The sequence below is a fragment of the Streptomyces sp. NPDC057136 genome, assembly GCF_042670885.1.
Taxonomy (GTDB): Bacteria; Actinomycetota; Actinomycetes; order Streptomycetales; family Streptomycetaceae; genus Streptomyces.
On sequence record NZ_JBHUUV010000026.1, the window covers coordinates 1 to 23513 of the forward strand.

25 protein-coding genes and 3 pseudogenes are annotated in these 23513 nt (G+C 71.0%); 11 read left to right on the forward strand and 17 right to left on the reverse strand.

The genetic code is table 11. From position 1 onward, the window contains the following. Positions 1 to 300: 300 nt before the first annotated feature. From ACFT7S_RS26475 to ACFT7S_RS26485, 3 genes are all read right to left on the reverse strand, one after another. Positions 301 to 705, reverse strand: a complete 405-nt coding sequence (locus ACFT7S_RS26475) for a nuclear transport factor 2 family protein (protein ID WP_382735975.1) — start codon at positions 703 to 705, stop codon at positions 301 to 303. Positions 706 to 939: 234 nt separating this feature from the next. Further along, positions 940 to 1173: a hypothetical protein gene (locus ACFT7S_RS26480; RefSeq protein WP_382735977.1), complete on the reverse strand. Its 234-nt coding sequence runs from the start codon at positions 1171 to 1173 to the stop codon at positions 940 to 942. Positions 1174 to 1581: 408 nt separating this feature from the next. Continuing rightward, positions 1582 to 1809, reverse strand: coding sequence for a hypothetical protein (locus tag ACFT7S_RS26485; protein WP_382735979.1), 228 nt, complete (start codon positions 1807 to 1809; stop codon positions 1582 to 1584). An 84-nt stretch (positions 1810 to 1893) separates the two neighbouring features. On the opposite strand from ACFT7S_RS26485, the pseudogene ACFT7S_RS26490 reads away from it, so the two are divergent. The 6 genes and pseudogenes from ACFT7S_RS26490 to ACFT7S_RS26515 form a co-directional block, all read left to right on the forward strand. Further along, a pseudogene (locus ACFT7S_RS26490) lies at positions 1894 to 2886 on the forward strand (WecB/TagA/CpsF family glycosyltransferase); the annotation flags it as partial. Continuing rightward, a complete protein-coding gene (locus ACFT7S_RS26495) occupies positions 2844 to 3209 on the forward strand; it encodes a WecB/TagA/CpsF family glycosyltransferase (protein WP_382735981.1) in 366 nt (121 codons plus the stop codon). The pseudogene ACFT7S_RS26490 and the gene ACFT7S_RS26495, both read left to right, overlap by 43 nt. A gap of 86 nt (positions 3210 to 3295) precedes the next feature. Next, positions 3296 to 3982, forward strand: coding sequence for an FkbM family methyltransferase (locus tag ACFT7S_RS26500; protein ID WP_382736171.1), 687 nt, complete (start codon positions 3296 to 3298; stop codon positions 3980 to 3982). Then, entirely contained in the window at positions 3979 to 5103 is a 1125-nt protein-coding gene (locus ACFT7S_RS26505) for a glycosyltransferase family 4 protein (protein WP_382735983.1), read from the forward strand. The genes ACFT7S_RS26500 and ACFT7S_RS26505 overlap by 4 nt, the downstream gene beginning before the upstream one ends. Continuing rightward, positions 5090 to 5353: a hypothetical protein gene (locus ACFT7S_RS26510; RefSeq protein ID WP_382735984.1), complete on the forward strand. Its 264-nt coding sequence runs from the start codon at positions 5090 to 5092 to the stop codon at positions 5351 to 5353. Before ACFT7S_RS26505 ends, ACFT7S_RS26510 begins: the two co-directional genes overlap by 14 nt. A gap of 32 nt (positions 5354 to 5385) precedes the next feature. Further along, positions 5386 to 5565: pseudogene (locus ACFT7S_RS26515) on the forward strand (LCP family protein); the annotation flags it as partial. Positions 5566 to 5685: 120 nt separating this feature from the next. Here ACFT7S_RS26515 and ACFT7S_RS26520 read toward each other — a convergent pair. The 9 genes and pseudogenes from ACFT7S_RS26520 to ACFT7S_RS26560 all read right to left on the reverse strand — a co-directional run. Next, positions 5686 to 5877, reverse strand: a pseudogene (locus tag ACFT7S_RS26520) (transposase); the annotation flags it as partial. A 204-nt stretch (positions 5878 to 6081) separates the two neighbouring features. Beyond that, positions 6082 to 6378: a hypothetical protein gene (locus ACFT7S_RS26525; RefSeq protein ID WP_382735986.1), complete on the reverse strand. Its 297-nt coding sequence runs from the start codon at positions 6376 to 6378 to the stop codon at positions 6082 to 6084. 107 nt (positions 6379 to 6485) lie between these two features. Next, positions 6486 to 7520, reverse strand: a complete 1035-nt coding sequence (locus ACFT7S_RS26530; protein WP_382735988.1) for a hypothetical protein — start codon at positions 7518 to 7520, stop codon at positions 6486 to 6488. Further along, positions 7517 to 8674, reverse strand: coding sequence for a glycosyltransferase family 4 protein (locus ACFT7S_RS26535; RefSeq protein WP_382735990.1), 1158 nt, complete (start codon positions 8672 to 8674; stop codon positions 7517 to 7519). The genes ACFT7S_RS26530 and ACFT7S_RS26535 overlap by 4 nt, the downstream gene beginning before the upstream one ends. After that, positions 8647 to 10227, reverse strand: a complete 1581-nt coding sequence (locus ACFT7S_RS26540; RefSeq protein ID WP_382735992.1) for an oligosaccharide flippase family protein — start codon at positions 10225 to 10227, stop codon at positions 8647 to 8649. The genes ACFT7S_RS26535 and ACFT7S_RS26540 overlap by 28 nt, the downstream gene beginning before the upstream one ends. Then, positions 10224 to 11297 carry a hypothetical protein gene (locus ACFT7S_RS26545; protein ID WP_382735994.1) on the reverse strand — a complete coding sequence of 358 codons (1074 nt, stop codon included), beginning with the start codon at positions 11295 to 11297 and terminating at the stop codon, positions 10224 to 10226. Before ACFT7S_RS26545 ends, ACFT7S_RS26540 begins: the two co-directional genes overlap by 4 nt. Continuing rightward, positions 11294 to 12295, reverse strand: coding sequence for a GDP-mannose 4,6-dehydratase (gmd, locus tag ACFT7S_RS26550; RefSeq protein WP_382735996.1), 1002 nt, complete (start codon positions 12293 to 12295; stop codon positions 11294 to 11296). Before gmd ends, ACFT7S_RS26545 begins: the two co-directional genes overlap by 4 nt. Next, a complete protein-coding gene (locus ACFT7S_RS26555) occupies positions 12285 to 13586 on the reverse strand; it encodes an O-antigen ligase family protein (RefSeq protein ID WP_382735998.1) in 1302 nt (433 codons plus the stop codon). Before ACFT7S_RS26555 ends, gmd begins: the two co-directional genes overlap by 11 nt. Then, complete coding sequence (locus tag ACFT7S_RS26560; protein WP_382736000.1) at positions 13583 to 14449, reverse strand: glycosyltransferase family 2 protein; 867 nt, start codon at positions 14447 to 14449, stop codon at positions 13583 to 13585. The genes ACFT7S_RS26555 and ACFT7S_RS26560 overlap by 4 nt, the downstream gene beginning before the upstream one ends. A gap of 103 nt (positions 14450 to 14552) precedes the next feature. Between ACFT7S_RS26560 and ACFT7S_RS26565 the strand changes: the two genes are divergently transcribed. The 5 genes from ACFT7S_RS26565 (at position 14553) to ACFT7S_RS26585 (ending at position 17381) form a co-directional block, all read left to right on the forward strand. Beyond that, a complete protein-coding gene (locus tag ACFT7S_RS26565; RefSeq protein WP_382736002.1) occupies positions 14553 to 14906 on the forward strand; it encodes a YveK family protein in 354 nt (117 codons plus the stop codon). Between the two features lie 18 nt (positions 14907 to 14924). Further along, a complete protein-coding gene (locus ACFT7S_RS26570) occupies positions 14925 to 15431 on the forward strand; it encodes a hypothetical protein (RefSeq protein WP_382736004.1) in 507 nt (168 codons plus the stop codon). 81 nt (positions 15432 to 15512) lie between these two features. After that, complete coding sequence (locus ACFT7S_RS26575; protein ID WP_382736172.1) at positions 15513 to 15650, forward strand: hypothetical protein; 138 nt, start codon at positions 15513 to 15515, stop codon at positions 15648 to 15650. Between the two features lie 894 nt (positions 15651 to 16544). Beyond that, positions 16545 to 16970, forward strand: coding sequence for an aspartate 1-decarboxylase (gene panD / locus ACFT7S_RS26580; protein ID WP_382736006.1), 426 nt, complete (start codon positions 16545 to 16547; stop codon positions 16968 to 16970). A gap of 57 nt (positions 16971 to 17027) precedes the next feature. Next, positions 17028 to 17381, forward strand: a complete 354-nt coding sequence (locus tag ACFT7S_RS26585) for a GNAT family N-acetyltransferase (RefSeq protein ID WP_382736008.1) — start codon at positions 17028 to 17030, stop codon at positions 17379 to 17381. A gap of 355 nt (positions 17382 to 17736) precedes the next feature. Here ACFT7S_RS26585 and ACFT7S_RS26590 read toward each other — a convergent pair whose 3' ends face one another. From ACFT7S_RS26590 to ACFT7S_RS26610, 5 genes are all read right to left on the reverse strand, one after another. After that, positions 17737 to 18183, reverse strand: a complete 447-nt coding sequence (locus tag ACFT7S_RS26590; RefSeq protein ID WP_382736010.1) for a MarR family winged helix-turn-helix transcriptional regulator — start codon at positions 18181 to 18183, stop codon at positions 17737 to 17739. A 2-nt stretch (positions 18184 to 18185) separates the two neighbouring features. After that, positions 18186 to 18677, reverse strand: coding sequence for a MarR family winged helix-turn-helix transcriptional regulator (locus tag ACFT7S_RS26595; RefSeq protein ID WP_382736012.1), 492 nt, complete (start codon positions 18675 to 18677; stop codon positions 18186 to 18188). Positions 18678 to 18713: 36 nt separating this feature from the next. Continuing rightward, the gene (locus ACFT7S_RS26600; RefSeq protein ID WP_382736014.1) at positions 18714 to 20081 is read right to left on the reverse strand and encodes a diaminopimelate decarboxylase; all 1368 of its coding nucleotides are present in this window, start codon (positions 20079 to 20081) and stop codon (positions 18714 to 18716) included. Between the two features lie 109 nt (positions 20082 to 20190). Next, positions 20191 to 21849 carry a PucR family transcriptional regulator gene (locus ACFT7S_RS26605; protein ID WP_382736016.1) on the reverse strand — a complete coding sequence of 553 codons (1659 nt, stop codon included), beginning with the start codon at positions 21847 to 21849 and terminating at the stop codon, positions 20191 to 20193. Next, entirely contained in the window at positions 21846 to 23249 is a 1404-nt protein-coding gene (locus ACFT7S_RS26610) for a helix-turn-helix domain-containing protein (protein WP_382736018.1), read from the reverse strand. Before ACFT7S_RS26610 ends, ACFT7S_RS26605 begins: the two co-directional genes overlap by 4 nt. Between the last annotated feature and the right edge of the window lie 264 nt (positions 23250 to 23513).

Consider the following 23513-nt stretch of genomic DNA (forward strand, 5'->3'; position numbering starts at 1 on the left):
GCACCGGGGCGGGCGACGGGTTCCACAGCGACGTCCAGTGCGCCACCTTCGCCTTCTGATGACCTCGCCGACGACGTCGGGCTGGTCGGACTCGGCGAGATCGGCACCGCTTGCCCGCAGCCTCATGAGATCGGGCGGGCTCGGGCGCTCTCCGTCGATCCGCATCGAGGGTGATGACCCAGGGCACCTGTGCTCTCGGGGGTCGGCGCCGTGGCTCATCGACCTCGAGGGAGGACGATGACGAGCAGGAGTAAGCTGGCTCAGGCAGTGTTCGTGTAGTCCGGCCCTTGCGTCGCGGTTTCAGGCGTTCATGGCGTCGCGGACTTTGGCGGTGTCCACGAATTGTTCGAAGCGGACGATGCGGCCGCCGCGGACGATGAAGTGGTGGGCGACACGGACGTCGATGTCCTTGTCGGTGGCCTTGTTGGTGGCGGTGTAGCGGGCCAGGACCACGACGTTCTCGCCGTCGACGACGTAGGTGTCGTCGTGGGCGGTCCAGTCGGCCCGGTCCTTGCCCAGCTGTTCCATGACGGCGGAGGTGACGCCGTTGGGGGTGCGGTAGGTGCCGGCCAGGGGGAAGCCCGCCATCTCGGTCCATTCCACGTCATCGGCCAGGGTGGCCCGCAGGGCTTCGAGGTCGCCGTTCGCGGAGGCGAGGTACTGACGGCGCACCACGTCGGCGGGGGCGCCACCGGCAGCGACCATCTGCCGGTCGCCGCCAGGATCACACAGCGCTGAGGGAACGGTCCCGGTGACAACAACCGTCCCGGTGACAACAACCCTGCCTACGTGACACCCATCCTGCTCCGGCTCGTCTGCCTCTTGCCCGCCCCAACTGAGACGTCCTCTTACTCAGCGCCGGGTCCGACGACGCGCTGGCCCGCGCCGTGTCCAATCGCTGTGCCCAGCAAGCCGGACCGGCCGCGTTGCCGGCCTGATTCAGGCGGCCTGGCCGAAGCCCTCGGCGTTCACGTTCTCCTCGCGAAGCTGGGTGAAGTCTGTATCGGGCTTCGAGTCGTACGCCTCGGGCTGGCTGGTTGATACCAGCAGGTGCCGTGGGATTCGGACGCGGCGACCACCGCCGGTTGTCATGGTGAATGGCCCAGTGTTGACGGTCAGTAGATCTTTTGCTGCTCCAGCCATTTGAAAGTAGTCAGCATCGGTCCCGATCATGTCCCGCCGTTGCTGACCTCGGAGACGGCAGTGGGGGAATTCGGCGGCCTCCCGCCCCCACACCGGAGACTTGGCTCTTGCACTGCTGGTCACAAGATCCCTCGTGTGCTGGTAGCGCACGGCCTACATGCCACTTGACCAGCCGTAATGCTCGTGATGGGCGTCGTACGGGCCCTGCTGGTCCGTGGATGGCCACACCCTCGCGGCGCCGCCTGATCGGTGCGCCCCCTGCCGTACCCGCTGGTCGAAGTGGCGATGCATTGCTTCAATGCATGCGGCGTGGGGCGCACCCCGCCGAGGCCAGGACGGGTCGGGCCCCTTGCCCTGGCGGAGGCCGGCGCGTCGATGTCCGACCTGTCGATAGCCAAGCAGCCAGGTGAGCCGCAGGGTGCAGCCATCCGTCCATTCCTATTTGGCCACTCCGTCGAACGATGGTTGGCCACACACCGCCCCGGAACTTCCTCGCCCGCTGATATACGAGTCGGCGGCCTCCAGCCGCTTGACGCGCTGCTCGTTGGTGTCCAGGCCGGTGCCCCGGAAGCCCGCCTCCGCAGCACGCACCGCCAGCGGCAGCCCCACATTTCCCAGTCCAACTACCAGAACGTTCCGTCGTGCTGAGGTCTCTGTTGATCCCATCTGACGTTTCTCCGATCTGCGTGCGATGCGAGCCGTGTTGTTCGTTACAGGTTGTGACAAAAGGGGCTATTTTGTCAGCGGCATATAACAGATGCCGTTCCGCATCACTCGGATACCGCAACCGAACAGGCGGCGTATGAATCCCTCGACGTACTTTCGTTCACCACCAACCTCCGCGGTACCGAGACCGTCATCGAGGCGGCCCACCGCTACCGCCGCGAAGTGCTCGTCGCCAGCACAAGCGTGGCGCGCTGGTCGTACTCCACCGCCAAGGCCGTCGACGAGATCCTCGCCTTCGCCTACCACCGCGAACTGGGCCTGCCCACCATCGTGGTACGGCTGTTCAACACGGTCGGACCGCGGCAGAGCCCCGCGTACGGGATGGTCGTGCCCCGGCTGGTGCGCCAGGCCGTCGAGGAAGAGACCACCATCGCAGGGCTGGCCGCCCGCGTCATCGCACGCAGCGCCAGCAACTCGGACATCCGGCTGGTCCCCTACCACCAGGCGTACGGCCAGGGTTTCGAGGACATGGAGCGCCGGCTGCCCGACACCGCACGCATCCACACCCTCACCGGCTGGCGGCCGAGCGATCGATACGGCAAGCAGTTGACGGGCAGGGACGTGCGCCTGCCGGCCACAACGCGTACGGACGTGTCCACCGGCCTGACCACCGACCTGTGCGCCGGGGTTCCTGTGGCCGCTGCGACTCCGGCCGCCGCGGCCGCCGCGGCCGTCCGGCTCGCAACCGAGGGCGTGGCGGCTGACGTCCACCTCTGCAACGCGTACACCCTCGCCCTCGCCGACCGGGACCCGCGACTGGGCCAGGTGCTGCGGACCGCGACGCTCAACCTCCCCGACGGACAAGGGGTGGTGTGGGCCAACCGGATCGTCCACCGGAGCCGCTCCTTGCCGCCGATGCGGGTGTACGGCCCCGACCTCTTCCTGGACGTCTTCCGAACCGGCCAGGATGTGGGCCTGCGCCACTACCTCCTCGGCTCCACCCCCGCAGTACTGGAACAGCTGGGAGCCGAGCTGTGCGCCCGCTTCCCGCGCGCCGTGATCGTCGCCGCCGAGTCGCCGCCGTTCCGCGAACGACCGACGGGGAACGGCAGTCGCAGCTTGACCGGATCCGCGCGAGCGGCGCCCAGATCGTCTGGCTCGGCCTCGGCACCCCCAAACAGGACTACGAGGCCGCCCGGCTCGCCGCCGCGCACCCCGCGGTGCTCGGCGCCGCCTTCGACTTCGTCTCCGGCAACAAGCCGCAGGCCCCGCTGTGGATGCAGCGACACGGCCTGGAATGGCTCTTCCGCCTCTGCAGCGAACCGCGCCGGCTGTGGCGCCGGGATCTGTGGGGGCATCCCCGTTTCCTCTGGGCAGCATACAAAGGAGCACGACAGTGACCCTTCTTCACCGTACGCGCAGCGCCATGCAGCGCCTCGGCATCGATATCGCGCGCTATCCGGCAAGCTGGAGCGGTCAGCAACTCGTGCAGTTGCTCCGAAAGTTCGATGTCGGCCTCGTCATTGACGCGGGTGCACACGCCGGCGGCTACGGCACGATGCTCCGCCACTCCGGCTACCGCGGCCGTATCGTCTCCTTCGAGCCGCTCACCGGCCCACGCATGGAGCTCCACCGCAGGGCGGCGTCCGACCCGGCCTGGACGGTCCTGCCGTACGCGCTCGGCGACCACTCCGGGACCATTGTCATGAACGTCGCGGGCAACGCGGGTGCGAGCAGCTCCGTCCTTCCCATGCTCGAACGCCACCGCGCGGCCGCCCCGCACGCCGCCTACCTGAGCCGACAGACCGCCGAGATCCGCCGCCTCGACGAACTGTGGGAGCAGATCGTTGCCCCCGGCGAGCGGGTGTTCCTCAAGATGGACGTCCAGGGGTACGAGGCGCATGTGCTGCGCGGCGCCGGTCGGTACGCGAGCGAGTGCGTCGGCATCCAGACCGAGACGTCCTTCGTGCCCCTGTACCGGGACGGCCTGCTCTTCGACGACGCCCTCGCCCTCACCCAGGGCGAGTTGGGCCTCACCCTGATGTCCGTCGTGCCCGGGTTCACCGACCCGCGCACCGGCCAGATGCTCCAGTGCGACCTGGTGCTCTTCCGCGCGGACACCGCCGCCCAGGACGGGCGCATGCCTGCCCAGGCGGCGCGGGCGGCCCGGTGAAAAGAGCCGTCGTCGTACAGCAGTACGTGCCGGGCTACCGTCTCGCCTTCTACGAACGCCTGACCCGCGAACTCGCCGGCCGAGACATCGAGCTGACCATCGCCCACGGCCGACCCTGGGGCAAGGACATCCGGCGCGCCGACGCCTGCGCCCTTGCCGGAACGGTCCTACTGCCGCAGCGCACCTTCAGCCTCGCCGGCCGCCATCTCGTCTGGCGCCGCCTGGGCCCCCTCGCCCGCGACTGCGACGCCCTGGTCCTCGGCCAGTCCCTGCACAGCCTGGAGAACTACCGCGCACTGCTGAGCCGTGGCGGCCCACCCGTCGGGCTGTGGGGCCACGGCGGGACCTACACGCGCAGCCACCCGGCTCCGCTGCGCGCAGCCAAGCGCACTCTGACCCAGCGGGCCCGCTGGTTCTTCGCCTATACGGAGAAGGGCGCCCGGCACGTCATCGGCGAGGGCTTCCCCGAACAGCGGGTCACTACGGTCCGCAACACCGTGGACACCAGGGCCCTGGCCGTAGCCCGTTCCCGTATCCCCGGCACCGAACGCTCGGCCCTGCGGCAGTCGTACGGGCTGCGCCCCGGCCGTACCGCGCTGTACGTCGGCGGCCTCGACGCCGCCAAACGTATCCCGTTCCTGCTGGCGGCGGCCGACCGGGTTGCGCAACTGCTGCCCGGCTTCAGGCTGCTCGTCGCGGGCGACGGGGCGCAGCGACACCTGGTGGAGGAAGTCCAGCGCACGGGCGGTCCCGTCGTGTATGTGGGGACGGCCACCGCTGAGGAGAAGGCCCGGCTCGGCGCTGTCGCCGACGTCCTGCTGGTGCCCGGCGCGGTGGGGCTCGCCGCGGTCGACTCGTTCGCGCTGGACACGCCCCTGGTCACCACCACCCACGCCGCGCACGGGCCCGAGTTCGAGTATCTGCAGCACGGCCGCAATGCCCTTGTCGTGGATGGTGGCCTGGACGCGTACAGCGCGGCCGTCACGGATCTGCTCACCCGGCCCGCACTCTACGACAGACTGCTTTCCGCCTGCCGGACGGATGCCGAGCTCTACACGGTCGAGTCAATGGCACAGCGATTTGCCGACGGAGTGGAGGGCTTGATCCATGCCGGTACCTGAGAGCTGGTGGCGCAGTCGCAAGGTCCTGAGACGGCTCGGTATCGGCGCCGTCCTACTGTTCGCGGTGACGGCAGGTGCCGGCTGGCTGCTCTACCAGCGGCTCGACGGCAACATCCGCACCGACGAGGCCGCCGCCCGGGCCCTCGCCGCAGACCACGGCAAGCGACCCCGCCCCGCGCCTGGCAAGGCCCAGAACATCCTGGTGCTCGGCTCGGACAAGGAAGCGAACGCTCCGACACCACCTTGCTGATCCACCTCTCCGCGGACCGAAGCCGGGGTTCCGTGGTCAGCGTGCCGCGCGACCTGATGGTGGACATCCCCAGCTGCCTGCTGCCGGACGGCTCCCGCAGCACTGCCCAGTACGCCCCGTTCAACTGGGCCTTCCAGTTCGGCAGGGCCGCCTGTGCGGTCCGTACCTTCGAGGACATCTCCGGCATCCCGGTCGACCACCATCTCGTCGTCGACTTCTCCGGCTTCAGAAGGGTCCTCGACGCTGTCGGGGGTGTGGAGGTGAACGCGTCCGGCCAGGACGTGTTCGCGCAGGCTGACCGGCCGGGCGCGGTAGCGGGGCAGCGGACGCGGCCCGAGCCCGCCGTAGGGCGGCTGGTGCGGCACGGCCGGCTCGGCATGGGCGGTCATCTCACGCCTGACCTGCAGCGCATAGGCCCGCCCGCGGTCTTCCAGGCCGTGGCGGAAGTCGGCGTTCGCCCCGTAACCGGTGTCCGCGACCAGCACCGCCGGCCGCAGTCCGAGGGCGGCCAGTTCGTCGAGCATGTCCAGCGCGAGCTGCCACTTCGGCCGGTGCCGTTCCCTGTCGGGGATCCGGCAACGGGCCCCGCCGGTCCGCAGCTTCGGCTCCGTCCGCACGCCGGGCCAATCTGGTCCGGACCGTGTCCGCCGGCCAAGTCGACGAGGTCATGACGGTCACCGCAGCCGCCCTCACCATCTGGCTCCGCACGTGACCGAGTCGCATGACGCTCAACTCACCGATGCACCCGGTGCCAGCGTCAAGCCTGCGGCCGCGAGGAATGCCTCGAGGCTGATGAGACCACCGTCGGTGCCGTCATCCCACTCGACCAGGAGCTCTGAAAGGCCCTCGTTCCAGCTGTCGGGTGTGTCGGTTTCGGGGTCGGGGTGCCGTTCGACGCAGCCTTCGCCATGCCGGTATCGGAGATACAGGTACTGGCCGTCGGCTGTCCAGGCGTCCCACTGAGACGGGCAGGCGGAACATGTCTGCACAACTCGTACCAATGCCTGGCCCTCGGCGTTGTTCACCCGGCGATGATCGCGCACTATTTCAGCCCGGGCAATCGACTTCAGATCGCAGCGCGGACACCACAGTCAGCCAGATCTCCCACCAGCCGTGATCGGCCGGACAGCTCCTAACAGTCCAGGGCGGCGAGCCCGGCCCACGGGTCGGTGGGCGGGGCGGGCAGCGGGATGTACGGCGAGAGCATGTGGAGCAGGGCTTGCCGTTCGGTGAGCCGGGCTCGGGCCCACTCGCTCATTCGCCGTCCCTGTGCGAGGAGTTCGGCGGGATCCCGGCGCAGCAGTTCGCGGACGCGTTCGGCCGCGGCGCGCGGGGTACCCATGAGGTGCAGGCCACGGTCGGGGCCCGGCAGCCACTCCAGAGCCGGCTGACGCGATGTGACATGCACCCGGCCGGCGCACATGGCGATGGGCAACCGGTCGGAGAAGTAGCCGGTGTAGCCGCGGTAGCGGTTCCACCCCGCTGTGATCAAAGCCCGTCTCATCACGGCCATCTGCTCGGCGAACGGGACGGGTCCGCGCGCGTACGGGCCGCGCCAGCCCTTGCCGTAGACGGACAGCCGCGAACCGGGCACCTTGTGCAGTTCCTTCACCAGGAGGGCCCGCTCCCGGTCGTCGGGGATCAGCTCGACGCCGAAGTACGTGAGTCGCTTGCCGACCATGGTCACGCCGCCGCGGGCCGGTCCGGGCCCGCACTCTGCGTCGGGGCCGAGCAAATGCAGCGGTGCGACGTTCGGCACGTACCGCACCGGCCGGCCGCAGGCTCGCCGCAGCATCACCGCCTGCTTGCCCACAGCGACGCTGAAGACCTCCTGTGCACACCGCATCCATACCAGGTTCCGCTCTCGAAGCGGCTTGGTCGGTCCGCCCCACGCGTCACCGTCCCACACCGAGACCGGCGGATCCCCGGCCGTCCGCAGCCACTCGCGGACCTGCCGCTTCGTCCACGGATACGACTGGGGCGACTGGACGAAGACCAGCTCCGGCCGGAGGGCGGGCAGTTCGTCCCCGGCAGCGGGGACGACGCAGACGTACCGCAGCAGGCCCTCCTCGACGAGGCCGGCGAAGCCGCGTGCGAAGCCGGTGTGCGGCCCGAACGGCGCGGGCTCATTGCTGATGTGCAGGACGAGGGGCGCGGCGGTGGTCATGGGCGGTTGCCTTCCTTCGTGAACCAGCTGGTGTACGCGGCGGCCACGTCCCGCAGGTCGAAGCAGGCCGCCGTACGGCTGCGACCCGCCGCCGCGAGCCGGGCCCGCAGCCGCGGGTCTCGGGCCAGCCGGCTCATGGCGCCGGCCAGTGCCGCGGGCGAGTTGACGTCCACGGCGAGACCGCCGTCCCCGGCGACCCAGGGCACGGCCCCACTGCGTTCGCCCACGATGACGGGGAGCCCCATGCCCATCGCCTCGGCAGTGATCATCGAGAACGACTCGACACGGGACGGGTGGACCAGCGCATGGGCCTCGGCGGCGATCCTGCGCAACAGCGTGTGGTGCGCCAGCGGGCCGGCGAATTCGACCCCGGCGGTGAGCCCGCGCGCCGCGGCCCACTGCCGGGCCGGCCCTTGCGCGTCGTGCCCGTCCCCGCACAGCAGCAACCGGACGTGGGGCAGTTCGGCCCGTACGAGCGCGAAGGCGCGCAGGAGCGTGCCGGTGTTCTTGAGCCGTCCCCAGCCCTGCGCGGCGGTGGCGAACACCGGAGCCGCGTCGGGCGGCGCCGTGGCGGCGGGCAGGTGCTCCATCCGTACCCCGTTGGGAATGACCTCGATCGGCCGCCGTACGCCCAGCACCCGGCGCAGATGCCGCGCGGTGTACGGGCTGTTGGCGCTGAGCGCGGTGGCGCCGTGCACGGCCGGGAGGGCCATGGAGTGCCGCAGCCAGCGGTAGGCGCTGCGCATCTCCCAGGCACAGCGCAGCGGGGTGTCCCGAGCGGTGACGAACGAGGGCAGGCCGCTCCTGATCGCGGCCAGCGCGAACTCGTACGTCCAGTGGGCGCTGATGACATCGGCGGGGTGGTCGCGCAGAGCGGCCGTCAGCACCCGGCGCTCATGGCGGAAGAAATCCACGCCCCGGTGCCGCGCGCTGGACCGCATCGGTACGACGACGAGGTCGATCCCCTCGCCGCCGTACACCTGCCGCTCGGTAACGGCGCCGCTCAGTGCGTACACCGTCAGCCGGTGCCCCTGCTCCAGCCAGGTCCTGGCGAGCCAGCCGGTGCTGGGCCCGCTGTAGACGGCGGGGAGCCGCGCGGGCAGCAGGTGCTGGAGCGGAGTCAGGTCTACGGGGCCTGCGAGGCCGATGTGCATGGGTGGCTCCTCGGGTCGGATCGGCCGAGACCGTGACGGCGGGCCGCGGCGTAGACGGGCAGACGGGTACGGAGCGCGGCGCACAGGAGGACCACCGGGAGCATCGCGCCGAGTCCCAGCAGCAGCGCTGTGTGCGGCGGCTGGGAGTGCAGGCCCAGAGCGGCCGAGAGGCCGAGGGCGGTGCCGATCCCGGCGTGCACGGCGTGCGCGGTGAGCAGCGGGCGTACGGCGAGGACCTTGGCAGTGCGCCAGTGGGTGAGCTGGACGAGATGGCCGGCCAGCGGGGCGGCCACGGTGGCGAGGGCGGCGAGCAGCAGGCTGCCTTGCGCCCATGCGAGACCCAGGAGCAGCGCGGTCGTACCGATGCAGGCGAACTGGGTGCGCAGCAGGGCCCCGATGTCCCTGCGGACCGTGTCGACGGAGTTCCCGGTGGAGCAGAGCATCGCCAGTGCGCCCCCGGCCGCGAGCACCGGCACCAGGCCGGCGGCCGTCTCCCAGGCCGGTCCCAGCAACACGAGCAGCATGGCCGGGCCGAGACCGGCGAGCGCGCCCAGGCCGATGAGCCCCATGGCGGATGCCGAGCACAGCACGTCATGCACCGCCTGCTGGGGAATCCGCCCGGCCGAGCGGGCGGCGGCGAGCGCCGGGGTCGAGGCCCGGTTGAGGCCCTGAGCCAGGACGGTCAGCGGGATACCGGTCAGCAGCGCGGCCCGCGAGTAGTGTCCGGCCGTGGCAGCGCCGAAGGTGGCGCCCGCCAGCCACAGCGGGGCGTTGTTGGCTGCGGACTGCACCAGGCCCCACGCAGTGAAGAAGCCGGAGGAGCGGAGCAGTTCGCGAGCGGGCACCGGATGGCCGACGGGCAGCCGTGCGGGCGCACTGACAACCGGCAGGGTGCCGGACTCCATCGGCGTCCGTGCTGCGGGCGCCGGGTGGGAACGCCGCCGGTACCACCGCCGTGCGCGGGTCGGCGAGCGGCGCCATTCGGGCACCAGGGAGCAGGCTGCCAGGACCAGTGTGCAGGCTGCGGACAGCGGCAGCGCGGCGGCCAGGGCGTAGGGGTCCCACCCTGCCAGCAGCAGCGCCAGCGCCAGGATCGACCCCGTAGTCTGACCGGTCAGTTCGGCGCGAACCGCCACACCAGGACGCTCCAGTCTGCGCAACGCTGCGACCGCCGCGAGCGCGGCGGGCTGGACCAGGAACTGCGTGGCCAGCACCCGCAGCATCCCAGCCGTATGCGGGCCTTCCCAGACCGCCGTGAGCAGCGGGGCGGCTAACAGCGCTGCGCAGAAGCAGACGACGCCGAAGACGGCGGCGAGGGCGAAGACGGTATACAACAGGGACCTGGTGAGCTGCTCGGCGCGCAGCACACAGGTGGCCAGGCCGGAGTTGGCGACGTAGCCGAGCAGGATAGCGACACTGACCGCGGTGGCATACGCGCCGAAGGCATCGGGGGCCACCAGGCGCGCGGTGACCGCCGTGTAGCCGAGTTGGAGCAGTATGCCGAGTGCGGAGCCGCCGTAGTTCCAGCCCAGGCTGCGCGCGGTGGTGCTCATACAGCGGCCGTGTCCATCGCGGCGATCGCCTGCCAGGGCTCGGCGGGCGGCCGGTCGATGCCGAGCGGTCCGGCGAGCATATGGCGCAGGGCGTTCTCGTTGGTGAGCCGGTCCCGGACCCAGTGGTGTCCGGCGAGCCCCGCTCGGTGCAACTCGGCCGGCTCGCGGCGCAGCAGCTCCCTTACGGTGTCGACGACTTCGGCGGGTGTGTCGGCTTGGTGCAGGCCCTGCTTGGGTCCGGGCAGCCAGTCGACGCCCCGCACCCGGGAGGTGATGTGGGGCCGACCTGCGTAGAGGCTGATCGGCAGGCGGTTGGAGCAGGAGCCCGGGTAGCGGCGGAAATGGTCCCAGTTGAAGCTCAGACGTCCCTCGCGGATGGCCCTGACCTGCTGGTCGAAGGGGAGTGGGCCGTGCGCGGCGGGGCCCTTCCAGCCGTGCCCGTGAAGGGCGGCCCGCATGCCTGGCAGGCGCAGCACGCCCTTGACGGCGCGCTTGCGGTCCAGGGCGTCGTCGACGCGCTCGAAGCACCCGAAGCGCACATAGTGGCCGCCGATCAGCACCGCGTCGTACAGCGCCTCCTCGATCGGGGGTACGGGTTCGGCGGTACGCAGCCTGTCGGGCACCGTCTGCGGGATGTACCGCACGGGTGCGGACGTGTGCCTGCCGAAGAGGGTGGCCTGCCCGCCGAGCGCGACACTGTAGACCGCGTCGGCGTGGCGCAGCCAGGCAACGGCGCCTGCGGGCAGCGGCTTGCGCCCACCCCACGCGTCGCCCTCCCAGAAGATCACCGGCGGCGAGCCGGCCGCGCGCAGCAGCGCCGCCACGTCGGCGGACTGCCAGGGGAAAGCGCCGGGGGACTGGACGAGGACGACCGCGGGCCGGGCCTGCGCGGCGAGTCGGCCGATCGTACGTACCGCCTCGTCGGGGCCGGCGCCGAGGAGCGCGAGCGGTACGACAGGCTCATGGCGCAACAGGCCGCCTGCGGTGAGCGCCGCGAACGCGGGGCCGAAGCTGAGATGAGGCCCCGTGGCCCGGTCGTTGCTCAGATGAAGGACGGTCGGCGGGGTCATCGGGTCACCTGCCCCTCGGGCAGGGGTGCGCCCAGCTCGGCGTCGGTCATGATGCGGGCGAGCTCGGGGGCGAGGACGGTCGGCCGCCAGCCCAGCTCGCGCTGCGCCTTCGACGCGTCGCCGATCAGGTCGGGGACCTCCGAGGGCCTCAAGTACCTCTCGTCGAAGCGCACATGGCGCTCCCAGTCCAGGCCCGCACGCTCGAAACAGAAGGTGAGGAAGTCCCGGACGCTGTAGCTGGTGCCGGTGGCGACCACATAGTCGTCCGGTTTCTCGCACTGGAGCATCCGCCACATCGCGTCCACGTACTCGGGCGCGTACCCCCAGTCGCGGCGGGCCTCCAGGTTGCCGAGGTGCAGGAACTCCTGCTCGCCGCGGGCGATCCGGGCCGCGGCTTGGGCGATCTTGCGGGTGACGAAGGTCTCCCCGCGCCTGGGTGACTCATGGTTGAAGAGGATGCCGTTGACGGCGTGGATGCCGTAGGCCTCTCGGTAGTTGCGAGTGATCCAGTAGGCGTACACCTTGGCGGCGGCGTACGGGGAGCGCGGGTGGAAGGGCGTTTCCTCCGACTGCGGGGGCGCAGTGGTCCCGTACATCTCCGAGCTGGATGCCTGGTAGAAGCGGCACGGCAGCCCGGTCATCCGAATCGCCTCCAGCAGCCGGGTGGTACCGAGGCCCGTGGTGGTGCCGGTGAACTCCGGCTCGTCGAACGAGACACGGACATGCGACTGGGCGGCCAGGTGGTAGACCTCGTCGGGCCGGGTGTGCTCCAGGAGGGTGGCGATGCGGGAGCCGTCGGCCAGGTCCCCGTAGTGCAGGCGGAGCCGGGCGTCCGGCTCGTGCGGGTCCTGGTAGAGGTGGTCGATCCGCTGGGTGGTGAAGGTGGACGAGCGGCGGATCAGGCCGTGCACCAGATAGTCCTTGGAGAGCAGGAGTTCGGCGAGATACGAGCCGTCCTGTCCGGTGATGCCGGTGATCAGCGCGGTTCTACGGGACATCTGACGGCTCCTGGGTTGCAGAGGTGGGGAAGGGGGTTCCGTGGAGCAGAACGCACCACACCACGGTGAGCAGCAGAACGGGGGCGGACAGTCCGTCGAGAGCGCGCAACGGAGCCTCGGTGATGCACGCCACGATCAGTAGGGTCACCAGCGCGGTCGAGAGGCCACTGGTGTGCGCGGAGGCCCGCCGGGCCTGTACGACCAGGGAGCTCACCAGCAGACACAGCCCGGCGAACCCGATCAGACCGGAGGCCCCGAGCGTGTGCATGACCTGGCTGTGCGCCTGGCCGATCCAGTGGTCCGTGGTGCCGAAGAGCTCCAGTCGGTGGGCCGGGCTGAACAGAGTGGGCCCGTAACCGAACAGCGGATTGCGCTCGAACTCGTCGTAGGCGAGCCGCCAGGCAAGGGTGCGGCCGTTGAAGCCCCCGTACATCGGATCGGCGGCGAGCCGCACGAGCGCGGCCTGTACGGGGGCCGCCATCAGCACCATCAGGGCGGCGGCGCCCCCGAAGACGGTGAGCAGCTGCCTGCGGAGCGCGGTCCGGCCCCATGCGCCGTGCACGATGAACACCGAGGCGGCGCAGATCCAGCCCGTTCGGGACTGGGTGAGCGTCAGGGCGAGGAGCGCGGCAGCCGCATGGATTGCACGGCCGCGCCACCGCCCCACCGGGGTGACTTCGAGGAGCAGAGCCACAGCCATCAGGGGCCCCAGATGGTTCGGGTTGGGGGCAAGGCCCGTGAACTGGCCCCAGCCGAGGCCGAGGAAGTCCCGCCTCCCGTCGCCGTGGGCGGGCAACAGGAAGGCCCAGCCCGGTGCGACCAGGACGCTGAGCAAGCTGCCCCAGACGTAACAGCGCAAGATGATGCGGAGTTGGCGCAGCACCTCGGGGAAGGGGCGGCGAGGGCACAGGTAGAGGGCGGCGAACAGCAGCGGCGCGAACACCACCTTCGCGTCCAGAGCGCCGTGCTCGCCGAACACGGCCGACAGGACGGGGCCCGCAGTGAACGCGACGGCGGCCCAGGCGAGCCCCCGGCCGGTCCTGGACGGGCGCGTGTCGGCCGCCACGTCCTGGAACACCTGGCGGGTCACGAGGGCGGCCGCCGCGATGAGGACCAGCAGGACCACGCCCTGGGAAAAGAGCAGCTGCGGGCCGGAGAGGGATTCGCGGGCCGCCGGGTCGACGCCGTGGGCGAACCGGGGCACCAGGGGGGCCACAGCGACGGTGCCGAGCCCGGTGATCCACAGCAGCCGAGCGCCGGGCCTGGCGGCAGGAGCGATCGTTACGGTCACCGCCGGTACTCCCCGTTCGCCCCGCGCCCCCCGGCCAGCGCCCGCGCGGCGGTCTTCACGTACGGCGAGAACATCAGCAGCGGCGCCCACGGCCACGTGTGCCGACGGCAGTACACCCACCACTGGCGGGGCGGCAGTTCGCGCTGCGAGGTGACGCGGTGCAGCGCCTCACGCACCCCGATGCCCGGTTCGCGGGAGCCGGTGTCCGGCGGGTTGCGGTCGCAGCTGCCTACGTGGCGTGGGCTCACATAGGCGGGGATGCCGGCCCGACGGGCGCGGAAGCCGTGGTCGTAGTCACCCATGCCGTGCCGGAAGACCTTGTCGATGTCGCCGATCCGTTGATGTACTGCGCGGGGCAGGAGCACCACATTGCCGTTGTACGTCTCACAGAGCTCGGGCCGTCCTGTGGGCTCGACCAGGGTGAGTGCGCGGCCGTTCCGTCCGGAGTACGTTGTATGCACGCCGTTTCGCGCGCGCACCGCGCCGACGACGACGGCGCCGGGCCCGACGGCCCGTACGGTGTCGAGCAGGACGGCGAGAGCGTCCCGGTCCAGCACCACGTCATCGTTGAGCCAGAGCTGGTACTCCCAGGGCGGCATGCCCGCGGCGTGGCTGTTGCGGCTCGCGATGCGCATGCCCTGGCCCCAGTAGACGTCGTCGCCGGCCGTCACCACCTCGACCCGCGGGTGCGCCGCGCGGACCGCCTCGGGTGTGCCGTCGGTACTGCCCGCATCCACGAGGTGGATCCGCACCTCCGTGGCCTCGGGCAGTCCGCGCTGCAGGTGGAGGGCAGAGAGGGCGGACAGGGTCTTCTCGCGGCGGTTGTGACTGGTGATCAGCACGGCGATATGGGCTGGCAGCATGAAGGACTCCTCCGGTCAGGCTCCTATTGTGGCCAGACAAACCCGACAAATTATTCTAACCTGGCCGGGTGCGCTGCCCGAACGACCCGATGAGGTGCACATCTTGGAACTTCGCAGCATCCTGAGAGCGCTGGCCAGGAGCTGGCCCGTCGTGATCGTCTGCACCCTGCTCGGGGTCTCTGCCGGCTGGGCGGCCACTGCGCTCTCGACCCCCGTCTACCAGGCGCACGCCCAGCTGTTCGTCTCCGCCCGGTCCGGCGGCGAAACCAGCGAGCTCCAGCACGGCAACAGCTTCTCGCTGGCTCAGGTCCAGTCGTACCCAGCGATTGTGACCAGTCGTCAGGTCACCCGGCACCTCGTCTCCTCCCTGGGCCTCGACACCACGCCGGACGAACTCGTCGGCCGGATCACCGCGGAAGCGCCGATCGGCACCGTGCTGTCCTTGCCGTGGGCCTGATCGCCGGTCTTTTGCTGGGTGCGGGGGGCCGCCCTGCTCCGGGAGACCCTCGACGTCACCCTCAAGTCTGCGGACGCCTTGGCTGCCCTCACCGGCCTGCCCGTACTCAGCTCGATTACCTTCGACAAGGACAGCCCGCAGCAGCCGCTCGCCGCCGGTGCCGCAGGGCACTCGGCGCGGGCCGAGGCAGCCCTGGGGTCATCGTCGTCACCAGTTCGCTGCCCGGCGAAGGCGGAGTTGCTGCGCGAACTCGCCGCCGGCTACGAGGCCGTGATCGTCGACACTGCCCCGCTGTTGCCCGTGGCCGACACGGTGGCCCTCGCCGCTCTCGCCCACGGCGCACTCCTGGTCGTACGGGCCGGAAAGACCCCGCGCGACCGGGTCGCGGCGGCCACCGAAGCCGAGCCGAGGCAGGGGGGATACGGATACGGCGACCCGTCGGCCGCACAGACCCCGCCGCCGCGTCCATGCGCCGAGGAGGAGCTGTCCCACGGAGCAGTGCTGCTGCGGGGTGGGGTCAAGTGACGCGCCCGGACGGCACCCCGCGGTATCGAGGAGAACTACCCATGGATGACGACGACGCGGCTAGGCTGACCATCCTCTTTCATCTGCACCGGCAATGTGCACCGCTCCCCCCTGGCCGAACGGCTGTTGGCGGCCAGGCTCCCGGAAGCGCGGGTGGGCAGTGCGGGCACCAGGGCCCAGCACATCGCGGGCATGCCCCGACGACCGGTTCCGTGCTGAAACAACTGGGCGGGAACAGTGCGAGGTTCACGTCACGGCTATTGAGGCCGGAGCTGGTTGCGGAGCAGACGGGATCGCAGATCCCGGGGGTGCCGCGTACGACGTACTGCTGACGTGCGGGCGGGAGATCGACGAGGCGGCCGCGGAGCTGGCCGGGCTGCTGGCGGGGGGCAGCCCGTAAGGCCAACTATCGGTTGTGACTGATTCCCAATCGTCGTTGTCAAGCGGGCAAAGTGGGTTTGAGGACATCACTAGAGGCGCCGACCCGCCGCCGGCCATGTTGCTGGCAGCAGGGGGCAGACAACGAAGGCGCCCGGATCCTGCATGCCCGAGCCAGCAGCGTCGGTGAGGACGCTCAGGGCTTGATGAGCGATTCGTAAGGATGATTCTCCGGCGTGAAGATCAGGAACGAAGTTTCTGCCTTCTTCGGTGGCGACCTCGCGAAGACGCCCCAAGACATGGGCATCGGCGGCAAGGTCAATGCCGAGAGCAGCGGCCGCACGGTCCCGCCGAGCCACCAGGTCGGGCATGTCTCCCAGGTACTCGGCAGCAAGCTCGGCGCTCTCCTCCGCAGAATGCTTGGCAGTCCCGCCACCTGGGCGCGACCAGCAGGAGCTCCGTCAGACCGATCGCGACCAGAGCCGCGCCGCCCTCGCCGCAGAAGAAGTACGTGCCTCCAACACCATCACCTGCGAAACCCTCCAACATCGCCCCTGATGCGAGGTGGACCTCCTCGACGTGATCGCCTCGGTCGGGGTCAAAGTCGCAGCAGGTCAGCATGAGTCCTGAAAGACCTGGGGAGCGCTGACCGAAGATGCGAATCGTTGTAGGCTCCGGAGAACGCCCTTGACCTGCGGGAAGCAGGCAGGGAGCAGACAAATCGGGAGTTAATTCATGCTTCGCACCATGTTCAAGTCCAAGATCCACCGTGCCACCGTCACCCAGGCCGACCTGCATTACGTCGGCTCCGTGACGGTCGATGCGGCGTTGATGGAAGCCGCCGACCTGCTGCCCGGTGAGCTCGTGCATATCGTGGACATCGACAACGGTGCCCGCCTGGAGACGTACGTCATCGAGGGCGAGCGCGGCTCCGGCGTCATCGGTATCAACGGTGCCGCCGCCCACCTCGTCCACCCCGGCGACCTGGTCATCCTGATCAGTTACGCCCAGGTCGACGACGCCGAGGCCCGCTCGCTGACCCCGAGCATCGTCCACGTCGACGCGGGCAACCGCATCGTCGCGCTCGGCGCGGACGCCTCGGCGCCGGTGCCGGGTACCCCTACGGAGCGCAGCCCGCACGCCGTCCCCGCCCAGCCCTGACCCGCACCGCCCTGACCCGCCCGGGTCGGACCCGTACGCACGAGGGAGCAGTCCGCCATGGCAGAGAGCGCCGCACTCGACATCCGTGACGACCGGGACCACGGCAATCTCGTGGCCTACGAGGGAGGCAAGGCCGCCGGGGTCATCGCGTACTTCGTGATGGACCCGGCTCCCGGAGCTCTCGTGGCGGTGCACACGGTGGTCGAGCCGGAGCACGAGGGCAAGGGGATCGGGGGCGCCCTCGTCCGGGAGTTCTACTCCATGGCGGCACGTGAGGGTGTCCCGGTCGTGCCGCTCTGTCCGTACGCGGCGAAGTGGGCGGTGCGGCACCCCGACGACGCCCCCGAGGCGCCGGTCGAGCTGGTGCGGGAGGCCGAGCGGCAGCTCAGGTCGCACCCCGAAATGTTCTGAAATCGCCGATTCGGGTGTATGGACTCGGCAGGCGCGGGCAGCCGCTCCGGGAGACGGTGGAGATGCGTTCCACTCGTACGACTTCGGAGGCTGGAGGACCGAGATGACCCATCCCTACCCCGACCCGCTGCCGCCCCCGCCGACGCCCAACCCCGTCCCGGGCCCGCCCGGGCCGCTGCCGGGGCCGCCGCCCACCCCGCCCGCTCCACCGGCCCCCGGACCGCCGGCTCCCGGCCCCATGCCGCCGGGCCCGGCGCCTGATCCCATTCCGCAGCCGCCCACGCCGAATCCCGACCCGGTGCCGGACCCCGAGCCCTCGCCGCAGCCCGCCGGCTGAGGGGAACGCGCCGGCCGGTCAGACGGCCTCGGCGAGTACGGCGTTCGCCCGGGCCGTCAGCGCGATGAGTACACGGCCCGCTGCCGCCAGGTCCTCCGCCGGAAGGCCGGCGTACAGACGCGCGGCGATGGCGGCGGTCCCCGTCCGAATGTCCTCCTGTCGTTCGCGGCCGGCCTCGGTGAGCGTGAGGCGGGTCCCGTCCCCCGGAAGTTCTTCGAGCAGTCCGGCGGCAGTCAGCTCCATGAGGGTGGCGTCGGCCGTCGCCCGGTCGATCTTGAGCGATCCCGTCATCCGGGCGACGAGCCCGGCGCGTTCGGTCGTGCCGCCGTTGTCCGCGGTCGCGTTGAGCGCCAGGCCCTGGTGGAAGGTGGTCCCGGACGGGGCCAGCAGCTGTTCGAGAACGGCCCGGGTGGCGTAGTGGGCCTGGCCGATGATCTGGCCGTTGACGGTGGGTGTGCTGGACATGGCTACTCCTCGTTGGTCGATGGCGCGTGCAGGGGTACGTCGAGCAGGGCGGTCAGATCGCGGGCGAAGGCGCCGGTGTCCGTGCCGCCCAGTCCGCCCAGCGGCTCCAGGAGCCGGTCCATGAGCTGCTGTACGAGCACGACCGCGCGCGAGGTGAGCGCGCGGCCCTGCTCGGTGAGTGACAGCTGCACCGCACGGGTGTCGGCCGGGTCCGGAGTGCGCTCCAGGAGACCGGCGGTCTCCAGCGCTCGGGCCAGCTTCGAGACGTAGAGCGGTTCGAGGCCCGTGTGATCCGCCAGCCGGCGCTGGCTGGGCCGGGTCCCGTCCTGCTGGAGATCCATCAGGGACCCCAGCAGCGAGTACTGCGCGTGGGTCAGCCCCAGCGGTGCCAGTGCGCGGTCCACGGCGACGCGCCACTTCATCGAAAGGCGCCAGACGAGGAATCCCGGGGTCGGACCCGCGGGTGGCCGGCTCGTGCCGTCAGTGCTGCTCATGGGAAATAGAGTACATGGATACTATGTACATGGCTACTAAATCTGCGCCCGGGTGCCGAGCCGCGTGAGGGCGTCGGCATGCGCCAGTCCGCTCTCCGCCGCGATCGAGTCCAGTGACTGCGCGTCGCGCACCGGAGCGAACTGCACCCCTTCGCCGCCCGCTCTCCGGCTGAAGCCGTACACGGCGGTCCTGGGCAGGCTGTTGTACGCCCACGGGGTGGAGAAGTAGTACGCCCCGGTGTCGTACAGCACGACGAAGTCGCCCTCCCGCAGCTCCGGCAGCTCCCGGCCGTGCGCCACGACGTCTCCGGCGAAGCAGCACGGTCCCGCGATGTCCTGGACCAGGAGCGGCCCGGTGCCGGGCCGCCCCTGTGCGTCGAACGCCCCGACGCGCAGCGGCCAGGCGTCGGGCATGAAGACCGTACGTGTGGCGGTCTGCGCGCCCGCGTGGGTGAGGGCGATCCTGCGCCCGCCCGCGTCCTTCGTGTACTCCACGAGGGCCCCGATGAAACCGTTCTTGGCGAGCAGCGAGCGGCCGAATTCGGTGACCAGCGCATAGCGGCCGTCGAAGAGTCCAGGCACCGCTTCCTTGAGTGCGGCCACGTATGCGGCGTACGAGGGCCGGACTGTGTCGTCGATGAAATTGACGGGCAGCCCGCCGCCGATGTCGATGCTGGTGATCTGCTGGGTGCGCAGCGCACCGTTGATCTCCTCGGCGAGCTCGTACGTCTCCGCGATGCCCCGTGCGATGAGCTCCAACGGGCAGCCCTGCGAGCCGACATGGGCGTGCAGACGGGTCAGCCACGGCCGCGCGGCGAAGGCCCGTACGACGGCTTCGCGAGCGCCCTCGTCGCGGAGCGCCACACCGAACTTCGAGGTCGCCGTCGCCGTGCTCATCGCTCCGATGGAGCCGCTGCCGACCTGCGGATTGACCCGCAGTCCGAGGACGGACACCGAGTCCGGGGTACGCAGTTCGTCGATCCGGCGCAGTTCGTCGAAGCTGTCGGCGTTCATGGCCACCCCGAGGGCGAGTGCCAGCCTGATCTCTTCGCGCGTCTTGGCGGGGGAGTCGAGCACGATGTCCGCGGGGGCGAATCCGGCGTCGAGCGCGAGCCGCAGTTCACCGGGGCTCGCGACCTCGCACCCCATGCCGCAGTCGGCGAGCAGGCGCAGTACGGGGACGAGGGACGCGGCCTTCGCGGCGAAGGTGTGGAGGGTGCCGGGCATGGTGGGGAAGGCGTCCCACAGCGCCGCCACGGATTCGCGTACCCCATCGGTGTCGATGAAGCCGGCGACGGGCTGGTGTTCGCCCAGCAAGCCGTCCGCCACCGCCTGGCGGACCGCGTCGGCGAATCGGACGGAACCGGCCGGAGCGACGGGAGTCGCGGGAGTCATCTGCGTCATACCGCGAGAGTCGTTGATGGCGGCCCCACAGGTCTTTGTCGAACGGGCCAAGACTCGCGCGGAACCTTGGCCGTACGGGCAACTGCCCTACTAAATCGTACCGAAACGCTCAGCTCTCGGCGCTGAAGGTCCCGGCCGTGAGGCGGACGGCGAGTGTGAGGAGCAGCCGGGTGTCGGGGTCGTCGATGTCCACACCGAAGCGTTCCCTGGCGCGCCGCAGCCGGTAACGCAGAGTATTGGGGTGCAGGACGAGCCGTTGCGCCGCTCGGGCGACATCGCCGGACACATCGAGGTAGGCGGCCAGCGAGCGGACGAGCTCGCCACCGGCCGCCAGGTCGGTCCGTACGAGATCGTGCACCGGCCCGCTGCCCGCCTCCCACAGGGGCCGTACGGCGTCCAGGACCCGAAGGACGTCTAGCGAGGGGCCGGCCTCGGCGGCCGTGGCACAGCGCGGCTCGCCTTCCGCCCGGCCGCGGCTCTCGCGCTCGCGCAGTACCCGTGCGACGAGGACCGCCTCCTCGCACGAGGCGGCGGCGCCGAGGGCGGACGCGACGACGGAACCCGCCCCCACCCGGACGGGGACACCTCCGGGCAGCGACACCGCGAGCGCGTCGAGCTCCCTGGCCATCCGTACGACGTCCCGGTCCCGGGCGTCGCCTACGGGCAGCAGGATCAGCAGCCGGTCCCGTTCGCGGAGCACCAGCACCGTGGAACGGTACGAGGCCGCCTGCAGGGCCAGCACGTCCAGGGTGCGATCGGTGGCCGGCCGGGCGCCGTCGGCCCGCTCGACGACCAGCACCGCGCACGGGGCGTCGGGGGAGAGGCCCAGCGACCAGGCGTGCGTGCGCTGGTCTCCCCGCCCGTGGAGCAGTCCGCGCAGGGCGTGGTCGTGACGTCGTACGGCCGCGCTCTCGCGCAGCCGGTGCCGCACCAGGTGCGGGGCCGCGACCTCCGCCGCCCGGCGCAGGGCGTCCGGTGCCTGCGGGGAGAGGCTGCGGCCGTCGGCGGCCACCCAGATCGAGCCGAGCACCTCCGGCCCGCTGCGGACGGCGATGATCAGGCGTTCGGGACTGTCGCCGTGTGCGGGGCGGTGGATGACGTCCCGGGAGGTCCACAGCGCGTGCAGAATCCCGCTGCGGCGCAGCTCGGCCACCCGCCACTCGGGGACCCGGCCGCCGAGGATCGTGGAGCGGCGGACCCCGTCGGCCTCGGGCCGGGTGGCGGAGTGCGCCAGTACACGGAACCGGGTGTCCTCGATGGTGATCGCGCCACCCGTGTACTCGGCGATGGCCGAGGCGAGCGCGCTCAGACCGCCCGCCGTGCCGTCGGGCTCTTCCGGCGGTTCCTCGGCGCGCTCCGTCCCCGAGTACGACAGCGCGGACCGCAGCAGCGCCGCGGTGTCGGTCCAGTCCGCCCACGCCGCCCGGGTCAGCAGGGCGAGCCCCGACTCCTCGGCCGCCGCAAGCACTTCGGGCGCCGGAGGCATGCCCTCCGTCTCGCGCAGCACCACGGCACCGGCCCCGCGCGCGGCCGCCTCGCGCACCGGCGCCACGGCCTCGGCGGAGGAGACCGGCGGTCCGACCGCGAGCACCGCACACGCCTCGGCCGAGTGCGTGCCCTCCTCGTCGCCGAACACCACGCCCCGGACGGCGACATCCTGACCGGCGGGCGCGAGCAGGAGCCGCACCGTCCCGCTGTCGGCGAACGCGAGAATGTCGCGCAGCGTGCTGCCCCGCACCGGCACGTCGCGAGACGGTTCGGTTGTCACGTCGGAGTGCCGTGGGACAGCGGCTGCTGCGGGCGTACGGGCGCGGGGCCCAGGGTGGTGCTTCCCGGGGTCGCCCGGTGGCCGAGTCCCGTGCGGTAGGCGTCAAGTGCCGCCTCCGTACGGCCCGTTCTGCGCAACAGGTCGCCCAGCAGGCGGCAGATGTCGGCGAGATCACCCGCCGCGCCCGCCCGTTCCAGCAGGGCCAGCGCGTTGACGTAATGCTCCTCGGCCGTTTCGAGCGCACCCTTCTCCTCGCAGATCAGACCGAGGAGCCGGTGCGCTCCGGCCGCGTGGACCGATCCCCGGTCCGGGTGGAGTTCGCCGATCAGGCGCTCCAGCAGCTCCTCCGCATCCTGTTCCCTGCCCTGTCTGCGCAGTACATCGGCCAGCTCCACCTCGACCTGCGCCGTGTAGAGCGCGGCGCGCTTGGACGCCAGCATGTCGCGGGCGGCGCGCAGTTCGCTCTCGGCGCCGTTCAGATCGCCGTCCTGCGCGCGGACGTAGCCGCGCATCCAGTGGCAGTGCGCCATCTCCGTGCGGATCTGGAGCTGTTGGTAGATCTCGGCGGCCTTGGCCAGCGAAGCGTCGGCCTCTGCGATGCGGCCTGCCGCGATGAGCGTCCGGGCGACCCCGCGGTGGAGCCCCGCGACCAGCTCCGGGTCGGAGACCCGCGGAGCCAGGGCCAGCGCCAGTTCGCCCGCCTGGGCGGCGCGGGCGTGGGCGCCCATGTCCATGTACGGTGCGATCGCCGCCGTGTAGAGCAGCAGGAGCGCGCCGGGGTCCTGGAGGCCGGAGTGGTTGAGCTCGTCGATGGCGCTCTCCAGCAGATAGCAGGCGTACCGGAGTTCACCCGCCAGCAGATGCGCGACCGCCCGGCCCCGGACGGCCGGGGCCCGCTGCGGGAGCGGTGCGTCGGCGAGCGCCTTCTCGGCCGCCTCGAAGTGCCGGCGGGCCGCGGGCAGATCCCCGGTCTCCAGCGCGCACTGCCCAAGTCCCAGCAGCGCACTGGCCCGTTCCGGGTCGAGCCCCAGGCGCCCGGCCTCACCCAGCAGTCCCGTGTACTCCTCGGCCGCGTCCTCGGCCGCTCCGGTGGCCAGGGTGCGCTGGGCCTCGACGAGCCTCAGCCGGAGGCCGGTGGCGAGATGGGCCGGGCGGCCGGTGGCCAGCTCCTCGTACGTGACGCCGAGGCGCTCGGCGAGATGGCGGACGGCGGCCTCCGAAGGGCGGACCCGGCCGGCCTCCAGGGTGGAGATGTACGCCGGTGTGTACGAGGGCTCCGCCAATTGGCGTTGCGTCAGGCCCTGTTCCGTACGGAGGTGTTGGACTCTCCGGCCGATGGCGCCGGGATCGTCGGACTGCTTGCGCCCGGGGTTCTTTCCTGCCGCCTGCTTCTCGCCCACTGCGTCACCCTTTCCGCCCTGTTGCGCGTCCCGACCCCGAGTGAGGACGCCGTCTGGGGCGTCAACTCCCTTGCTCCGGGGTCTTGTTCCGCATCGCCGCGACCCCTAGGTTAAGCGGCACATTAAGTCAGTTTAACTCTGACGTTAAGTGCCGGGACTTTCTGTCCCCCCGTACCCACTCACCGCGCCGAACGCCGCGGGGACTCGAAGTCGCCGCGGTGACTTGAAGGAGTTGTACATGCGCCTACGCCTCGGCACGCGCCG